The organism is Georgenia wutianyii (assembly GCF_006349365.1).
Classification (GTDB): Bacteria; Actinomycetota; Actinomycetes; order Actinomycetales; family Actinomycetaceae; genus Oceanitalea; species Oceanitalea wutianyii.
Genome location: NZ_CP040899.1, coordinates 723,214 through 740,384, shown reverse-complemented (window position 1 = coordinate 740,384; position 17,171 = coordinate 723,214). Strand labels below are relative to the sequence as shown.

The 17,171-nt window shown below is 76.4% G+C and carries 12 protein-coding genes; 5 read left to right on the top strand and 7 right to left on the bottom strand.

Annotated elements, in window-relative coordinates:
• Positions 1 to 55: 55 nt before the first annotated feature.
• From FE251_RS03220 to FE251_RS03210, 3 genes are all read left to right on the top strand, one after another.
• On the top strand, positions 56 to 2,569 hold the full coding sequence (locus FE251_RS03220) for a glycoside hydrolase family 3 protein (RefSeq protein ID WP_223147561.1): 2,514 nt from the start codon (positions 56 to 58) through the stop codon (positions 2,567 to 2,569).
• A 229-nt stretch (positions 2,570 to 2,798) separates the two neighbouring features.
• A complete protein-coding gene (locus FE251_RS03215; protein ID WP_139947832.1) occupies positions 2,799 to 4,925 on the top strand; it encodes a glycoside hydrolase family 3 protein in 2,127 nt (708 codons plus the stop codon).
• A gap of 190 nt (positions 4,926 to 5,115) precedes the next feature.
• Positions 5,116 to 7,191, top strand: coding sequence for an acyltransferase family protein (locus tag FE251_RS03210; protein ID WP_139947830.1), 2,076 nt, complete (start codon positions 5,116 to 5,118; stop codon positions 7,189 to 7,191).
• Here FE251_RS03210 and FE251_RS03205 read toward each other — a convergent pair.
• Together FE251_RS03205 and FE251_RS03200 are read right to left on the bottom strand one after the other, a co-directional pair.
• On the bottom strand, positions 7,177 to 7,386 hold the full coding sequence (locus tag FE251_RS03205) for a Trm112 family protein (protein WP_139947828.1): 210 nt from the start codon (positions 7,384 to 7,386) through the stop codon (positions 7,177 to 7,179). The two genes, FE251_RS03210 and FE251_RS03205, sit on opposite strands and share 15 nt — an antisense overlap.
• Positions 7,387 to 7,398: 12 nt before the next feature.
• Positions 7,399 to 7,806 (bottom strand): DUF3499 domain-containing protein, encoded by a 408-nt coding sequence (locus FE251_RS03200; RefSeq protein WP_139947826.1) that lies wholly within the window; start codon positions 7,804 to 7,806, stop codon positions 7,399 to 7,401.
• A 110-nt stretch (positions 7,807 to 7,916) separates the two neighbouring features.
• Here FE251_RS03200 and FE251_RS03195 point away from each other — a divergent pair, with 110 nt between their 5' ends.
• Positions 7,917 to 8,351, top strand: a complete 435-nt coding sequence (locus tag FE251_RS03195) for a metallopeptidase family protein (RefSeq protein WP_230976524.1) — start codon at positions 7,917 to 7,919, stop codon at positions 8,349 to 8,351.
• 3 nt (positions 8,352 to 8,354) lie between these two features.
• On the opposite strand, the gene FE251_RS03190 is transcribed toward FE251_RS03195, so the two are convergent.
• From FE251_RS03190 to FE251_RS03170, 5 genes are all read right to left on the bottom strand, one after another.
• Complete coding sequence (locus FE251_RS03190) at positions 8,355 to 9,920, bottom strand: DUF5719 family protein (protein WP_139947824.1); 1,566 nt, start codon at positions 9,918 to 9,920, stop codon at positions 8,355 to 8,357.
• Positions 9,917 to 13,234 carry a glycosyltransferase gene (locus FE251_RS03185; protein WP_168202642.1) on the bottom strand — a complete coding sequence of 1,106 codons (3,318 nt, stop codon included), beginning with the start codon at positions 13,232 to 13,234 and terminating at the stop codon, positions 9,917 to 9,919. The genes FE251_RS03190 and FE251_RS03185 overlap by 4 nt, the downstream gene beginning before the upstream one ends.
• Positions 13,235 to 13,285: 51 nt before the next feature.
• Positions 13,286 to 13,603 carry a WhiB family transcriptional regulator gene (locus FE251_RS03180; protein ID WP_139071192.1) on the bottom strand — a complete coding sequence of 106 codons (318 nt, stop codon included), beginning with the start codon at positions 13,601 to 13,603 and terminating at the stop codon, positions 13,286 to 13,288.
• A gap of 162 nt (positions 13,604 to 13,765) precedes the next feature.
• Positions 13,766 to 14,872, bottom strand: a complete 1,107-nt coding sequence (locus tag FE251_RS03175) for a hypothetical protein (RefSeq protein WP_139947820.1) — start codon at positions 14,870 to 14,872, stop codon at positions 13,766 to 13,768.
• A gap of 77 nt (positions 14,873 to 14,949) precedes the next feature.
• Positions 14,950 to 16,542 carry a ThuA domain-containing protein gene (locus FE251_RS03170; RefSeq protein WP_168202641.1) on the bottom strand — a complete coding sequence of 531 codons (1,593 nt, stop codon included), beginning with the start codon at positions 16,540 to 16,542 and terminating at the stop codon, positions 14,950 to 14,952.
• 181 nt (positions 16,543 to 16,723) lie between these two features.
• On the opposite strand from FE251_RS03170, the gene FE251_RS15970 reads away from it, so the two are divergent.
• Positions 16,724 to 17,134, top strand: coding sequence for a TIGR03089 family protein (locus FE251_RS15970; RefSeq protein WP_330998305.1), 411 nt, complete (start codon positions 16,724 to 16,726; stop codon positions 17,132 to 17,134).
• The last annotated feature ends 37 nt before the right edge of the window (positions 17,135 to 17,171 follow it).

The following is a 17,171-nucleotide window of genomic DNA, read 5'->3' as shown; positions in this document are numbered from 1 at the left end:
TGTTGTCGCGCGGGAAGGCCCCCGCGGTGTTCGAGGTCGACCACCAGGAGGAACGTTGTCCACAAAGCACGTCGGTGCCAAGGCAGGCGCCGCCACCACTCTCGCGGCAGGGCTGCTCCTCGCAGCCACCGTGCCCGCCGCCGGCACGTCGGCACCCGACTCCACCGGCCCGATCGACCAGATCGTCTCGAACATGACGATCGACGAGCTCATCGGCCAGATGACGTGGACCTTCGTCTACGGCAACTCCGCCACCGACGACTCCATGGCCACGGAGAACCAGGCCCGCTACGGCGTGGACACCCCGGCCGAGGTCGTGGAGAAGTTCGACCTCGGCGGGGTCCTGTACTTCGCGTGGTCCAACCCGGGGATCGTCGACGACCCCGTGCTCACCGCAGAGCTGTCCAACGGGCTGCAGCGAGTGTCCGAGGATGACGGCTCGGGCATCCCGCTCGCCGTGACGATCGACCAGGAGGGCGGCATCGTCGCCCGCATGGGCGCGCCGGTCACCGTCCTGCCGGGCAACATGGCGCTCGGCGCCACGTGGGACGCCGACCTCGCCTACGCGCAGGGCGCCGTGCTCGGCGCGGAGATGGCCGCGGTCGGCGTCAACGTCGACTTCGCGCCCGTCGTCGACGTCAACACCAACCCGGCCAACCCCGTCATCGGCGTGCGCTCGATGGGCGAGGACCCGGAGAACGTCGCGGCCCTCGGCGTCGCACAGGTCATGGGGATGCAGGACCAGGGCGTCGCCGCGGCGGCCAAGCACTTCCCCGGCCACGGCGACACCGCCACCGACTCCCACACCGGGCTGCCGATCATCAGCTACGACCGCGACACCCTCGAGCAGCACCTCCTGCCCTTCCGCGAGTCGATCGACGCCGGTGTCGACATGATCATGACGGCCCACGTCATCGTCGAGGCCATCGACCCCGACATGCCCGGCACCCTCTCCCCCGCGGTCCTCACCGACCTCCTGCGTGACGACCTCGGCTTCGAGGGCCTCGTGACCACCGACGCCCTCGACATGGCCGCGCTCAAGCAGCTCCCGGACAACCCGCTCGACGACGGCGACATCGCCGTCCTCGCCATCCAGGCCGGCTCCGACATCCTCCTCATGTCGCCCGACGTCCCCGCCACCTTCGAGGCCGTCAACGCCGCCGTCGAGTCCGGCGAGATCACCCGCGAGCGCCTCGAGGAGTCCGTCACCCGCATCCTGGAGTGGAAGGAGGAGAGCGGCGTCTGGGCCGACCCGTACGTCGACGTCGAGGCCGTCGAGTCGATCGTCGGCAACGCCGAGCACGCCGCCACCGCCCAGGAGATCGCCGAGCGGTCCGTCACCCTGCTCCGCAACGAGGACGACACCCTCCCGCTGGACGCCGGCTCCAAGGTCTTCGTCACCGGCTGGGGCGCCACCGGCGTGCCCAACCTCGCCGCCGCCCTCACCGCGCACGGCGCGCAGACCACCGCGCACCTGGCCGCCTTCCCGAACCAGGAGCAGATCGACGCCGCGGTCGCGGCCGCCGAGGGCCACGACGCCGTCGTCGTCATGACGATGACGCCGACCGGCGCCGCCAACGTCACGAGCCAGCAGAACTACCTCGACGCGCTCATCGAGACCGGCATCCCGGTCGTCCAGGTCCCCGTGCGCAACCCGTACGACGTCGCCTGGGCCGAGCCCGCCGCGCAGATCGCCACCTACGGCTACCAGCTGCCCTCGCTCCAGGCGCTCGCCGCCGTCGTCATGGGGGACGTCGCCCCCACCGGCGCGCTGCCCGTCAACGTGCCCACCGCCGACGGCGAGGGCACGCTCTTCGAGATGGGCTTCGGCATGACCTACGAGGACGACGGCGAGCAGCCCGGCCCCCAGCCGCCGACGCAGCAGCAGTACGGGTTCTTCCTCACCAACGGCTGGACCGGCGGCGCCGCCGACCACGCCTTCCCCTACGGCCGCTTCACCGACGAGGTCCTCATCGGCGACTGGGACGGTGACGGCCGCGACTCCATCACCGTGCGCCGCGGCGCGGAGTTCCACGTGAACAACCGCACCACCGGCGGGCCCGCGGAGTCGACCTTCGTCTACGGGCGCCCGGGCGACGTCGTCCTCGTCGGCGACTGGGACGGCGACGGCACCGACACGCTGGCCGTGCGCCGCGGTGCGGAGTACCACGTGAAGAACTCCCTCGTGGGCGGCCCGGCCGACCAGGTCGTGGTCTACGGGCGCGCCGGTGACGAGGTGCTCGTCGGTGACTGGGACGGCAACGGCAAGGACACCTTCGCGGTGCGCCGCGGCGCCGAGATCCACGTGACCAACACGCTGCGCGCCGGTGCCGCGGACGAGGGCTTCGTCTACGGGCGGGCCGGTGACCAGATGCTCGCCGGTGACTGGAACGGCGACGGCGAGGACACCTTCGCCGTGCGCCGTGGGCACGTCTACCACGTGAGCAACTGGCTGCGTGGCGGCCCGGCCGAGAAGGTCGTCGCCTACGGCCGCCCCGGCGACGAGGTCTTCGTGGGCGACTGGGACGGGGACGGCACCGACAGCCTCGGCGTCCGCCGCACCCCCTGACCCGCACCACCACCTGACGCGCCCTCAGCCGCGGGCGCGCACCACCTGAAGCGCACCACCTGAAGCGCCGAGAGCTGGATCGTGCACCGCGCACGATCCGGCTCTCGGCGCTCGTGCGTGTGCCGGCGCGTGCTGATGCGGGGCGCGGGCGGTGCAGGCGCGGGTGCGGACCAGGGCGCCGGGGCGCGTACGGTGGCGGGGTCCGTGCCCGCCGTCCCGACGAAGGCCCATGACCTCCTCCCGCCGCACCGCCGCCGCGCTCGCCGCCGCCACCGCCCTGCTCCTCGCCCTGGGCGCCGCCGGCCCCTCGGCGACGGCGACGACCGACGTCGAGGACGTCGTCGCCGCGATGAGCGAGGACGAGCTCGTCGGCCAGATGACATGGGTCCACGTCTACGGTTCCGGAGCCGAGGACAGGTCCCGGGCCGCCGAGAACCGGGCCCGCTACGGCGTGGACACCCCGGCCGACGTCGTGCGGAAGTACGCGCTCGGCGGCGTCCTGTACTTCGCGTGGGCCGGCAACACCGACTCCCCCGAGCAGGTCGCCGACCTGTCCGCCGGGCTCCAGGACGCTGCGGCGGCGGGGCCCGGGGTGCCGCTCGCCATCACCGTCGACCAGGAGGGCGGTGAGGTCTCCCGCCTCGGGCACCCGGTCACGGACCTCCCGGGCGGCATGGCGCTCGGCGCCACCTTCGACCCACAGCTCGCGCGGGGGCAGGGCGAGGTGCTCGGCGCCGAGCTCGCCGCCATGGGCGTCAACGTCGACTGGGCGCCCGTCGCGGACCTCAACACCAACCCGGACAACCCGGTCATCGGGCTGCGGTCCCTCGGCGCGGACCCCGCCACCGTCTCCGAGCTCACCGCCGCCCAGATCCAGGGCCTGCAGTCGCAGCACGTCGCCGCGGCGGCCAAGCACTTCCCCGGCCACGGGGACACCGACGTCGACTCCCACACCGGCCTGCCGGTCGTCGCGGGCGACCCGGCGGAGCTCGCCGCCCACCTCGAACCGTTCCGCGCCGCCGTCGCCGCCGGGGTCGACATCGTCATGTCGGCCCACATCGTCGTCGAGTCCATCGACCCGGACATGCCCGGCACCCTCTCCCCCGCGGTCCTCACCGACCTCCTGCGCGGCGACCTCGGCTTCGAGGGCCTCGTGACCACCGACGCCCTCGACATGGCCGCGCTCAAGCAGCTGCCGGGCAACCCGCTCGACGACGGCGACATCGCCGTCCTCGCCATCCAGGCCGGCTCCGACATCCTCCTCGCGCCGCCGGACGTCGACGCCGCACTCGCCGGCGTCCGCGAGGCCCTCGCCACCGGGGAGCTCACCCGCGAGCGTCTCGAGGAGTCGGTGACCCGGATCCTGGAGTGGAAGGTGGAGCGCGGGATCTGGGACGGCGCCGAGCGACCCGGGCTCGACGTCGTCGGCAGCCCCGACCACCGCGCCGTCGCCGCCGCGATCGCCGAGCGGGCGGTCACCCTCGTGCGCGACGAGGGCGCCGTCCTGCCGCTCGACCCGGCTGCCGGGCCGGTCCTCCTCGCGGGCGCCGGGTCCGCGTGGCCCGAGCGCCTCACCCCGCTGCTCGCCGCGGAGGGCCTGACCGTCACCGAGCGGCTGGAGAGCGGGACGAGCCCGAGCCGGGGCTACCGCGCCGCGGTGCGCTCGGCCGCCGAGGGCGCGGCCGCCGTCGTCCTCGCCGTCGACGACCTGCGCGCCGACGCCGCCCAGCAGGCACTCGTCACCGAGCTGGCGGCGAGCGGCACGCCCGTCGTCGTCGTGCTCGCCGGGACCCCGTACGACTACGCCGCGGTGCCCGGCGAGGTCGCCGCCGTCCTGGCCTCCTACGGGACGTCGACCGTGAGCCACGCGGGCGTCGCGGGGGTCCTGTCGGGCCGCGTGCTGCCCACCGGCCGCCTCCCGGTCGAGGTCACCGCTCCGGACGGGACGGTGCTCGCCGCGCTCGGCTCCGGGGTCCGGCGGACCGAGGAGGTGACCCCGGCGGCCGTGACGTTCACCGACCTGCCCGGCACGCAGGACGACGCCGTCGAGGTCCCCGACGTCCCGGGCGTCGCCTACCTCCTCGACGGGCAGACCCTCACGCCCGGCACCCACCCGGCCGAGGGCACCGTCGTCGTCACCGCGCAGGCCGACCCGCCCTCCGCCTACCACCTGGCCGACGGCGCGGACGCCCGGTGGGAGCACACCTTCGACGCCGCCGAGGCCACCCCGGACGCGGCCGAGCCGGCGCCGGCGGAGGACGGCGGCCCCGCCGGCTGGCTCCTGCCCGCCATCGTCGCCACCCTCCTCGCCGCCGCCCTCGTCCTCGCCGCCCGAACCCTCCACCGCCGCCGCTGACACCGACCCGGCCCTCCCAGGGACTGGCGTGCACGATCCAGCTCTGGCGGAGGAGAGGCGTGCACGATCCAGCGCTCGGCGGGGAGGGAGAGGGGGCGTGGCGGTGCCGGGGACGGGGGCGTGGCCGGGAGTACCGTGGTTCGGCGTGGCGGACGGTCGTCCGCGTCGCACCCGTCCGTGAGAGGCCAGCATGACCGCTGCCACGACATCCGTCGCGGCTCCGTCCCGCAGCGCCCGTCCGCGCTTCCGGGCCGACATCCAGGGGCTGCGCGCGGTCGCGGTCCTGCTCGTCCTCGCCTACCACGCCGGGGTTCCGCTCGTGCCCGGCGGGTACGTCGGCGTCGACGTCTTCTTCGTCATCTCCGGCTTCCTCATCACCGGTCTGGTCCTGCGCGAGGTCGAGGAGACCGGCCGGCTGAGCCTGCGCCGGTTCTACGCCCGACGCGCGAAGCGGCTGCTGCCCGCGACGGCGGTGGTGTTCCTCGCCGTCACCGCGCTCACGATCCTCGCGCTGCCGGTCACCCGCTGGCGCGAGATCGCCGGGGACCTCGTCGCGAGCGCCACCTACCTCGTCAACTGGCGGCTCGCGGACCGCTCGGTCGACTACCTCGCGGAGGGCGCGGCGGCCGGCCCGCTCCAGCACCTCTGGTCCCTCGCCGTCGAGGAGCAGTTCTACCTCCTGTGGCCGCTGCTCGTCGTCGCCCTCGTGCGCCCGCGTGCCGGGAGCCCGGCCCGCCGCCTCGGGTGGGGCCTGCTCCTCGTCGCGGCGGCGTCCCTCGCGTGGTCGGTCCACCTCACGGCGCGGGACCCCGGCGCCGCCTACTTCGTCACGACGACGCGGCTGTGGGAGCTGGCGCTCGGTGCCCTCCTCGCCGTCGTCGTGGCCCGGGGCGTCATCGGGCGCTCCCCCCGGGCCCGTCAGGCGCTCGGCTGGACCGGGCTGGCGGCCATCGGGTACGCGGCCGTGACCTTCGACGCGACCACCGCCTTCCCGGGCACCGCGGCGCTCGTGCCGACGCTCGGGGCCGCCGCCGTGCTCGTGGCCGGCAGCGGTGACCCGCGCGGGGAGCTCGCGCCGCTCACCGGGCCCTTCGTGCAGCGCGTCGGCGCGCTGTCCTACTCGCTCTACCTGTGGCACTGGCCGCTCGTCGTCGTCGCGACGTCATTGTGGGCCGGGCCCGACGGCGTGCTCCCGCTCGCGACGGCGCTGGCCGTCGTCGCCGGGTCGGCGCTCCCCGCGTGGCTCACCTACCGGTTCGTCGAGGAGCCCTTCCACCGCTCGCGCCGTCTCGCGGCGCCCTGGCGCGCCGCCGTCATCGGCGCGGCGTGCGTGGCCGTGGGGCTCGCGGGCGCCGCGGCGCTCACCCTCGCCGCCGACCGGGCCGACGGGCCGGCGGAGGGCGGCGCGACGGGCGCCGCGGCGCTCGGCGACGAGCCGGCGGCCGTGGAGCCGACCTACGAGGTCACCTCGCTCACCCCCTCCCTGCTCGACGCCGCCGACGACGTCGCGGCCGTCTACGCCGACGGCTGCCACCAGGACGCGCTCAGCCCCGGGGTGCTCACCTGCGTGTACGGCGACGCCGACTCCGACGTCGTCGTCGCGCTCGTCGGGGACTCCCACGCCGCCCAGTGGCAGCCCGCGCTCGCGGTGCTCGCCGAGGAGCACGGCTTCCGGCTGGAGACCTCGACGAAGTCCTCGTGCCTGCTCGCGCCGGCCCTCGTGTGGGAGGACAGCACCTCCCGCCCCTACACGAGCTGCCTGGAGTGGCAGGCGACGCTCACCGAGCGGCTCACGGCCGAGCCGCCCGACGTCGTCGTCGTCAGCGCCGGGGGGCACTACCAGCTCGTCGAGGACGGCGCGGCGCTGAGCCGGGAGGAGTCGCGCGAGCCGGTCGCGCAGGCGATGGCCGCCACCTGGCAGGCGCTGGAGGAGGAGGGGACCGAGGTCCTCGCCCTCCTCGACACCCCGTGGCCCGGGATCGACGCCCCGGAGTGCGTGAGCGAGCACCTCACGGACCTCAGCGGCTGCGCGGTGCCGCGGGCCGAGGCGATGGAGCGGTCGGGCGCGGCGATCCTGCGGGCCGCCGCGGAGCGCGTGCCGGCGGCGGACCTGCTCGACCTCACCGAGTTCGTCTGCCCCCGGGAGGAGTGCCTGCCGGTGGTCGGCGGGGTGCTCACCCACAGCGACACCCACCACCTCACGGCGACCTACGCCCGGACGCTCGCCCCGCGGATCGCCGGGCCGCTCACCTCACTGCTGGGCTGAGCCGTCCACCGGCCGGGCCTCCTCGGCGAGCAGGACGGGAACGCCGTCCCGCACGGGGTAGGCCAGCGGGCGGGCGGGGTCGGAGGAGACGAGGACCGGGCTGCCGTCGGCGGCCGTCCCTGGGACCAGCGGCGCCCCGGTGACGGGGCAGCGCAGGACCTCACGCACCCACGGCTCGAGCGGCTCGTCGGTCACGGCGTTGCGGCGTCAGTCGCTCTCGCCGCGCAGCACGCGCAGGTGCCCGCGGCGGCCCAGCTCGGCCTCCGGCTCGGGGAGCCGGTGGGTCACGGGCGCCGGGGCGGTGTGGCCGGGGCGGGCAGCCGGGGAGGCCTGCGCGGCGGGCGTGCGCGAGGCCTCGCGCACGGCGTCGGCGAGCGCCTCGATGTCGTCCGCGCTCGGCGGAGCGGGGACGAACTCGGTCGCCAGCCGGACGACCTCCCACCCACGCGGCGCGGTGAGCCGGTGCGCGTGCTCCTGGCACAGGTCGTAGGAGTGCGGCTCCGGGTTCGTCGCCAGCGGCCCGAGGACCGCCGTCGAGTCGGCGTAGACGTAGGTGAGGGTGGCCACGGCCGGTCGGGCGCAGGCGGCACGCGTGCAGTGGCGGGTGGCTCTCACTCCCCGACCGTACAACGCCCCGGGGACACGACCCGCCCGGCCACGCCGTGACCTGCGCCGCGGTCGCCGCCCGGACCGCGCGAACCGGGCACGGGGCCTAGCATCGGGGGGTGCGCGACGACCTCACGCCGGCGCTCCCCGCCCGGCACCCCGCCCGCCGGCGTGACCGGCGCGGCCGAGGCCTGCGCGGACCGCTCCTGCCGCCGACCCTGCCCGGGTGGCGTACCCGCAGCGAGGCCTTCGACGACGCCGTCCTCGCCGCCGTCGAGCAGCTCGAGAAGCGCTGGGGGCGGCGCCTGGCGACGGTCGAGTTCGGCGTCGAGGAGGTCCCGCCCTCCGACCCGAGCCCGTGGGAGCACGACGCGATCGCCCTGGGCCGCTACTTCCCGGCAGACGGGCCGGCGGGCCTGCCCGACCGCGTCGTCCTGTACCGCCGGCCCATCCAGTCCCGCTGCGAGGACCCCACCGAGCTGGCGATGCTCGTCGAGGAGGTCGTGCGCGAGCAGGTCGCCCACCTCCTCGGCCGCGACCCCGAGGACCTGTGACGGTCAGCCGAGGGAGGCAGGGGCCGGCGCGAGGGTGACGGCGCGCGCGGTGGCGGGGTCCTCGGTGAGCGGGACGGCCGACATGAGAGCGCCGTCCGGGCCGCGGGCGGTGAGCATGACCGACGCGTGGACCGGCTCCTGCGCGGCGTGCAGCTCCACCGCGGCGACGTCCTCACCGAGGGCGGTGACGTCCTCGCGCAGGCTGGAGCGAGGCTCCACCGTGCGGGTGACCGGGGTGCCGCGGGTGCCGTCGCGCAGCACCGGCACGAGCTCGACGTCCACGGCGGTGGTCGCCGGGTTGGCGACGACGAGCGTCGCGGCGGTGACGAGCTCCCCGGGGAGCGCGACCAGTCCGGTCGACAGTGCCGCGGTGGCCGGCACCCACGCCCGGTCGACGGGCGCGGTCCCGGGGTCGTCCTCACCGGCACGGCCGACGGTGGTGACGACGGCGGAGGCGGTGAGCGGGCGGTCGGCGGTGACGACCGCGGACCACGCGCCCTCGGGCAGCCCGGCGAGCGAGACGTCGACGACGGCGCCCGGGTCGAGGACGAGCTCGTCGGCGCCGGGCACCGCGAGCTCGCCCTCGGCCCCGAGCAGGACGAGGGCGGCGGTGGCCGTCTCCTCGCCCGGGTTGACGATCCGGACGGCGGGCGCGTCGAGGTCCTGCCCGGAGGTCGCGCCGAGGTGGATGCCCGGGACGACGACGGCCTCCTCGGGGGCCACGGACGGCGCGACGACGTCGGTGCCGCCCGGGACGAGGCCGCGCAGGCGGCTGTCCTGGAGGACCGCGGTGACCGACCCGCCGGAGGACTCGACGTGGAGGGCGGGGCGCGGGTCGGCGACGAGCGCCTCGAGAAGGACGACCCGCTGCCCGCCCGGGGGCACGAGGACCGTCCCGGCGGTCGACAGGTCGAGGGCCCCGGTGGAGCCCCAGCCGGACAACGTGACGCTCGCCGGGGTGTCCCCGGCGTTGGACAGCACGAGCTGGGTGCTGTCACCCGGCTCGGTCGACCCGCCGACGAGCCAGGCCGACGTGGCCGGGCTCTGGCAGGCGGTGGCGACGAGCCCGCGCAGGTCCCCGGCCTCGGTGAGGGCCACGCTCGTGCCCGCGGCGAGGGCGACGACGCCGTCGACGGGCTCGGCCTCCAGGACGGTCGCCTCCCTGGTGTCGGCAGCCTGCTCGACCCGCGCCTGCCCGCCGCTGGGGACGTCGTCCCCGGCGTCGGCGTCGAGCCCGGGCCACAGCCGCAGCGGGGCGGGCGCCAGGCCGTCGCGGGCGACGCTCACGACCTCGACGAGCGTGGTCGTGCCCGAGCCCTCGGGGTCGAACTCGTCGTAGCCCAGGTCCTGCCCGGCGACCTCGGTGGCGAGGCGCGGAGGGCCGGGGCACACCTGGAGGAGGGTGGTGGCGGCGACGGGGACGACGGTCTCCGCGACGGGCTGCGCCTCCACCGGCCACAGGTCACCGCCGACCGCCACGCCGGCGGAGGCCGCGAGGAGGGCGCCGCCGGTGAGGACGGTGGCGACGCGGCGCAGCACCCGCCGCCCACCCGTGGTCTCGGTGCTCATGCGTGCTCCTCCCGGCGGCGGCGGACCGGCACGGCGAGCAGGACGGCCAGGCCCAGGCCCACCGCCTGCGCGACGCGCCACGGCAGCTGCCACGGCGGCTCGTAGCCGATCTCGAGCACGCCGGTGTGTGCGGGGATCTCGAAGGCCTGACGCCACCCGTCGGTGGTCGCGCGGACCGGGCGGCCGTTGTAGGTCGCGCGCCACGCCGTGTCGGCACGCTCGGCGAGGACGACGGTGCGCCCCTCGGGCCCGGCGGGCACGCGGGTGGAGACGGTGACCTCGCCGGCCGGCAGCGGCGCGAGGACGGTGCCGTCGGCGTCGAGGACCCGCGCCCGGGACACCGCCTGCGCCGCGGCGGGCTGCGTCGAGGACCGGGAGGTGCGCCAGATGACGCCGCTGGCGTTCTCGGTCACCCGCTCGAGGCCGGCGGTGGCGTCGAGGCGCGCGATGAGCTCCTGACGGGTGGCGGCGGCCTCCGGGTCGGTGAGCGGCGGGACGAGCACGACGCCGACGGCGAGCCGGCCGAGCTGCTCGCCGGCGGCGGGCGCGGTGCCGGTGGCGAGCTCGGCGGTGAGCGCGGCGAGCTCGGCGGACGCGGCGTCCGGCTCGGCGGGCTGCCCGCCGGGAGTGAGACCGCGGACGTCGACGACGGCGGCCTCCCCGGTGAGCTGGGGCCCGGCGTGGCGCCACACCTCGGCGCGCACGGCGCCGCCCTCGGCGTGGAGCGCGAGGACGCGCGAGCGCTCCGGGCCGTTCTGCAGCTCGCGGGCGAGCGCGGGGACGGCCGGGGCGTCGCGTCCCGCGAGGGCGAGGAGCGCCGGCTCCTCGCCGCGCAGGACGGTGGCGAGCCAGGAGCCGGTGGTGGCCAGCGGCCCGAGGACCATGACGGCGACGACGGCGCCGACGAGGAGGTGGCGCCAGCCGAAGCTGTGGGCGGTGAGCGACCCGCGCATGCCGTCGGCGGCGGCCGTCGCCGCGACGAGGAGCCCGAGGAGGGCGAGGGAGGTGCCCGGCCCACCCCAGCCGGTGACGACGCTCGCCTCGCCGGCGAGGTCGGCGCCGACGCCCACGGGCGTGCGGGAGGACACGAGGGCGGTGGCCAGGCCGGCGAGGACGGCGAGCCACCCGGCGCGCACGGCGCGGGCCCGGCCCGTGCCGCGCAGGAGCGCGAGCACCGCGGCGGCCGCCACGGCGGCCCCGCCGGCGAGGGCGAGGACCCAGGGCCCGACGAGCGCGGGCAGCGCCGTCGGCCAGCCGAGCGCGGCGAGCCAGGAGGCGCCCGGGTCGGCGGCGAGCGGGAGGCCCGGGTCGGCGACGAGCGCGCGCCAGCCGCCCGTCGAGGTGCTGCTCAGCGCGGCGGTGAGGAGCGGGCCGAGCAGGAGCACGGGCGGCACGGCGACGAGCACGAGCAGCCGGCGGCGGCGCGGGACGGCCAGGGCAAGGCCGAGGAGGACGAGGAGGGCGGCCGGGAGCAGGACCGGCGCACCGGCGGTGACGACGGCCAGGGCGAGGCCAGCGCCGGCGGCCGCGGCGATCGAGCCGCCGGAGGGGCGCACCGAGGTGAGCGCGGGCGCGCCGACGGTGGGCCGGTCGGCGGCGTCGGGCTCGTCGTCGTCCCGTCGCGCGTCGGCGATGCCGGGGAGGATGACGTCGCGACGCTGGACGCCCACGGCCCGGGCCACCCCGAGCGCGGCCCACGGCAGGAGCAGGTGGGCCAGGACGGCCCCGAGCCGGCCCTGCCCGACGCCGACGAGGAGGGCGGGGGCCAGCGCCCACACGGCCGCGGCCCAGGCGCGCAGGAGGACCGAGCGGGTGGCGGCACCGGCGGCGAACCACGCGCCGGTGCCGGCGAGCGGGACGGCCAGGACGAGCACCGCCGCCGTGAGGGCGTTGCCGCCGGCGCCGAAGGGGGCGAGCGGCGTCATCGCGAGGGCGAGGACCGCGAGCAGCGGGTCGGGCGGACCTGCGTGCCCGAGCCCGGCGGCCACCCAGGCGGACGTGGCGGCGCTCCACACGCCGCCGGCGGTGGCGTCGAGGGTGGCGAGGGCCCCGCCGCGCAGGGCCCCCTCGGTGAGGAGCGGACCGAAGGCGACGAGCGCGACGGCGGTGAGGCCGAGGAGGAGCAGGCCGAGGGCGCCGCGACGGCGGCGGGCGAGGGCGGCCCGCTCGCGCAGCTCCAGCTCGCTCGGGGCGACCCGGTGGGCCCGGGCGGCTGCCTGCGAGCGTCGTTCCTCGTGCCTGGCCCGCGCGACGTCGCGCCAGGTGGACCGCAGCGGGCGCAGGTAGCGCAGCGGCACCGTGCGGGTGAGGCGGTGGCGGCGGCGGGCCCGCCAGATCGCGGCCGGTCCGGCGAGCACCTCGGCCGCGGACCGCATCTCGGCGCCGACGAGGCCGATCTCCTTGGTCGTGAGGCGCCACAGCGCCCGCGCCGGGGCGAGCGCGAGGACGGCGAGCACGACGAGCGGCAGCAGGTACCACGGGGTCGTGGTGAGCCAGAGGAAGAGCTGGGAGCGGCGCCGGGCGGCGAACGAGCGGCGCGGGTCGGGCGCCGTCTGCGGGTCCGGTCGGGGGCTGGAGAGGTCGCGCAGCCCCTGGTAGGAGGCGCGGGCGTGGTGGACGACGGCACCGGGGACGAGGACGACGCGGTGGCCGGCCAGCCACGCGCGCTGGGACAGGTCCAGGCCGTCGCCGTACGGGCCGAGCGAGGGGTCGGGGCCGCCGAGCTGGTCCCAGACCTCGCGGCGGACGAGGGCGCCGGCGGTGCCGACGCCGAGCACGTCCTCGCGGGAGTCGTGCTGGCCCTGGTCGATCTCGCCGTCCTCGACGTCGGGCACCCGGCGACCGGTGGCGGTGGCCCGGATGCCGACCTCGAGGAGCAGGTCGGGGCGGGCCCAGTCACGCTGCTTGGGACCGGCGACGGCGACGGAAGGCCCGGACTCCCCCGCGCGCAGGAGCGCGGCGTGGGCGCGCGGCTCGGGGGCGGAGTCGTCGTGGAGGAGCCACAGCCAGCGGGCCGGCGGCGGCGCGGGGCGCTCCTGGCGGCGGGCCTGCTCGGCGAGGTGCTGCTCGTGGTCGGCGAGCGCGGCGCGCACGGCTGCGCCGAAGGTGCGGGGGGCCGGGATGCGCAGGACGCGCACGGTGGAGACGGCGCGCAGGCCGGCGGCGTCGATCGCGTCGTGCACGGGCACGCCGGTGCCCATCTCGCGGCCGGGTGCGCTGGTGTCGACGACGAGGACCGTCCCGACGGGACGGGTCTGCTCGGCCAGGCCGCGCAGCGTGCGCGGGAGGTACACCGAGACGCCGGGGCTGACCACGACGGCCAGCGTCGCGACGCTCCCGGCGTCAGAGTCGTCCGTGACCAACGATCAGACGGCCCGGCGCTTGAGCTTGCGGCGCTCCCGCTCGGACAGCCCGCCCCAGATCCCGAACCGCTCGTCGTTGGCGAGCGCGTACTCCAGGCACTCCACGCGCACCTCGCACGAGGTGCACACGCGCTTCGCCTCCCGGGTGGACCCGCCCTTCTCCGGGAAGAAGGCCTCGGGGTCGGTCTGGGCGCACAGCGCCCGGTCCTGCCACCCGAGGACGCCCTCGTCGCCGAGGTCGTCGAGAAGGTACACACCGTCCTGCACGGTGCCCGCTGGGACTCCTGTGGTCAGCGGACCATCACCAAGAATGTTCCACACTGCTCTTCCCATCGTCGCCCCGGTTCGTACCCTCCGAATTACACGCGTGTCATCCCGCCCAGTCAAGCCGGGCGGTGATATGAGGGGATGTTCTCCGCAGGTGTCGACGCACCGGCCCCACCGGCCCCACGCGGGTGGGCCCGCGGCCGGCGGGTGCCGAGGTCAGCGGACGTCGGCGCTTTCCGCCGCGACCGGGCCGGCGCCCGCGGCGGCCTCGGCCGTGGCGGCGGCGACCGCGGCGTCGATGCGGGCCTGGACGCGCGCCGCGGAGCGGCGACGCAGCCGCACGACGAGCAGCGGCGCGGCGGCGAGGAGCGCGAGCACGAGCAGCTGGGACCACGGGACCGCCCACACGCGGAAGTCCACGGTGGCGGGCAGCAGCTGCGCCGGCAGCTCGTCCTCCCCCACCCCCAGCGGGGTCGCCACGAGCTGCCCGCTCCCCACGACGAGGGGCCAGGCCTCGAGCCGGACGGTGCCGGTGAGCTCCTGCCCGGGCAGCACCTCGCGGTGCTCGGCGGACGCCGCGCCCCCGCCCACCCCGAACGGGCCGGCGAGCGAGACGTCGACGTCCGCGCCGACGCGGACGTTGCCGGTGTTCTCCAGGGTGTAGTCGACGGTGACGGTGCCGGGGGCGAACGGGTTCCACGACGGCGAGTACGTCGCGACGACGTCGGGGCCGAGCTCGCCGCGGACCTCCCCGGCCACGCGCAGGTGGAGGCGCACCCCGACGCGCGAGCTCATCCGGAGGGTGGCGTCCCCGCCCTGGACGAGCTCGGCGACGACGCCGGCCGGGTGGTCGCCGGGGGTGGCGCCGGCCGGCACGGTGACCTCGAGGGGGACGACGGTGCTCGACCCGGCGGGCGTCGTGAGGAGGATGCCGCCCCCGGGACGCGGCTCGGCGCCGGTTACCGTCCCGACCTCCACCCAGCTCCCGCCGCCGGTCGGCTCGGTGTCGGGCGGCAGGAGGTCGAAGCTCCCGGCCTCGTCGACGATGCCGTCGCTGGCGTAGACGGCGAAGGTCGCCTCGTGGTCGCTGAAGTTCGTGAGGACGACGTGGTCGGCGACCGAGGCGCCGTCCTCGAGGACGTGGCGCAGGGAGACGCGGCCGTCGGCCTCGGAGCCGTCCGCGGGCTCCAGGGCCCAGGTGGTGCCGGGCGGCGCGGGGGTGGAGGGCAGGCCGGCCGTGGCGGGCACGGCGCCCGCCGCGACGGCGAGCGCGGCGACGGCGAGCGCGCGGAGGACGGCGACGGGACGGGGAAGGCGGTGCACGGCAGGTCCTCGTGGTCGTGGAGGTGGTGGGGCGGGCGGGTGGGGTCTCGAGGACCCCACCCGCCCGCCGGGGTGGGTCAGTCCACCGGGAACAGCGAGACGGTCACCCGCGCGCTGTAGTCACCCTCGGCCGTCCCGACGGGGACGTCGAGGATGAGCCGGGCGTCGAGCTCGGCGGTACCCCGCCGGCCCTCCGCCGTGGCGGCGGCGAGGCGCGAGGGCGTGGCCAGGCCCGTGCCGCCGTCGAGCGCGGTCACCGAGGCCGGTCCGGCCACGAGCCCGTCGCGCGGGGTGAGGACGCGCGGCACCCAGCCGAGGTGCTCGGCGGGCAGGTCGCCGGCCGCGGACGTGAAGTCCGAGGACTGGCCGGTGGCCGCCCAGCCGCCACCGGCGGCCTGGGTGGAGTTGCGCGAGTCGCTCACCGTGAGGGTGGGCAGGTCGCCGGTGTAGCGCCAGCGGTCCGGGCGCTCGCCGGCGGCGGTGAGCTCGACGCCGTCGCCGTAGTCACCGACGGTGAGGGTGAGGGCGCCGGGCTTGTCGACGATCGACACGTCGACGGGGATGCCGTCGGCGTCGCTCGGGCCGCCGTCCTCGGACAGCGCGCGCTGCCAGACGATGAGGTCGCCCACCTTGCCCTCGAGGCCGTCGACGCCGAGACCGGCGGCGCGGGTACGGGCCTGGAGGAGGGAGGCGAGCGCGGCGTCGTGGTCACCGGCGCTCGCGGCGGACTTCGCCGAGGCGAGCAGCGCGGCGAAGGCCGCCTTGGCCGCCGCGTCACCGCCGGTGGAGTCGGTGAGGATCTTCTCGACCTCGGGGAAGGTCACGCAGTCCCCGCCGCCGGAGACGAGCCCGGCGGTCCACTCGATGCCGGACAGGACGTGACCGAGCCACAGCGGGTCGGCCCACGACTCGTTGGTGTGGCCGGCGCCGGTGTACCAGGAGCGGCCACCCTCGAAGTTCTGGCACCACGCGATCGGGTGGTCCTCACCCATCCGCCCGCCACCGGGGTTGTAGGTGGACTCGTCCAGCGTCATGAGGACGTGGACGTCCGGACGGGGGTTGACGGTGTAGTTGTACCACTCGTCGAAGCGCGACCACTCGGCGGGCAGGCCGGCGGTCGAGGGGTGCGCCGGGTTCTCCACGCGCATGGTCGCCTGCTGGTTCTGCGGGTGGTTGCGGAAGCGCGCTCCGCCACCGGTCAGCTGGCTGTACCAGGGCACGGTGTGCATCGTGTCGGTGGCGGCGTGGATGCCGACGTAGCCGCCGCCCCCGCGGATGTAGCCCTGGAACGCGGCGAGCTCGCTGTCGTCGAGCAGCCGCGGACGGGCCGGGTCCATGTTGTTCGTGCCGTCGACGGGCGAGACGAACAGGATCGTCGCGTACTTCTCGAGGTCGGCGGTGGAGGTGAAGGGCGTGGTGCCCATGGACAGGTCGGGCTGGGCCGGGTCCCAGACGTCGACGTCGAAGCCGTGCTCCTCACCCAGGCCGATGACCGCGTTGGTCGTGGCCGGGATGTGGGAGTGACGGAAGCCGAGCGTCCGGGACACGATGAGGACGCTGTAGTCCTCCTCGGCCTCGTCGGCGACGGCAGTGGGGGCGATCATGCCCGCCCCCAGGGCGACGGCGGCTGTGAGGACCGCCGCCCGTACTCGTGACACGTGCTGCTTCATTGCAGGCCTTCCTTCGGAGGAGTCGTCACGCGGACACGTCATTATGTTGCGCGCAACGACTTAATGGCGGGATCAGGCTACCAACCGGGCAAATCTGGGTCAATGGTCGTTAATCACCCGGTAGCGGACACCGGCGCGTCGGGATCTCCCCCGCTCCCGCGGTGCGGACTAGGCTCGGGACATGAGCATCGCGACCAAGGTGCTCGACCTCCTGACCGGGGACGAGCCCAACCAGCCCCGACTCACCTGGTACGGCCCGGACGACGAGCGCGTCGAGCTCTCGGGCCGGGTCCTGGCCAACTGGGTCACCAAGGCCACCAACCTCCTCGTCGAGGAGGGCGAGGTCGGCCCCGGTACCCGGGTCCTGCTCGACGTCCCGGTGCACTGGCGCGCGCTCGTGTGGGCGATGGCGACGTGGTGCGCGGGCGGGGAGCTCGTGCTGCCCCCGAGGAGGAGTTCGAGGGGGACCGCGACGACGACGACGACCCCTACGAGCCGGAACCCCTGGACGACGAGGAGCCCGTCGACGAGGACGAGGAGAGCTCGGTCTTCCTCCCGGACGCCGACCCCGAGGAGCCCGACATCGCGGTGACCTCCCGGGCGGGCGACGCGCCGAGCGCCGGGATGCT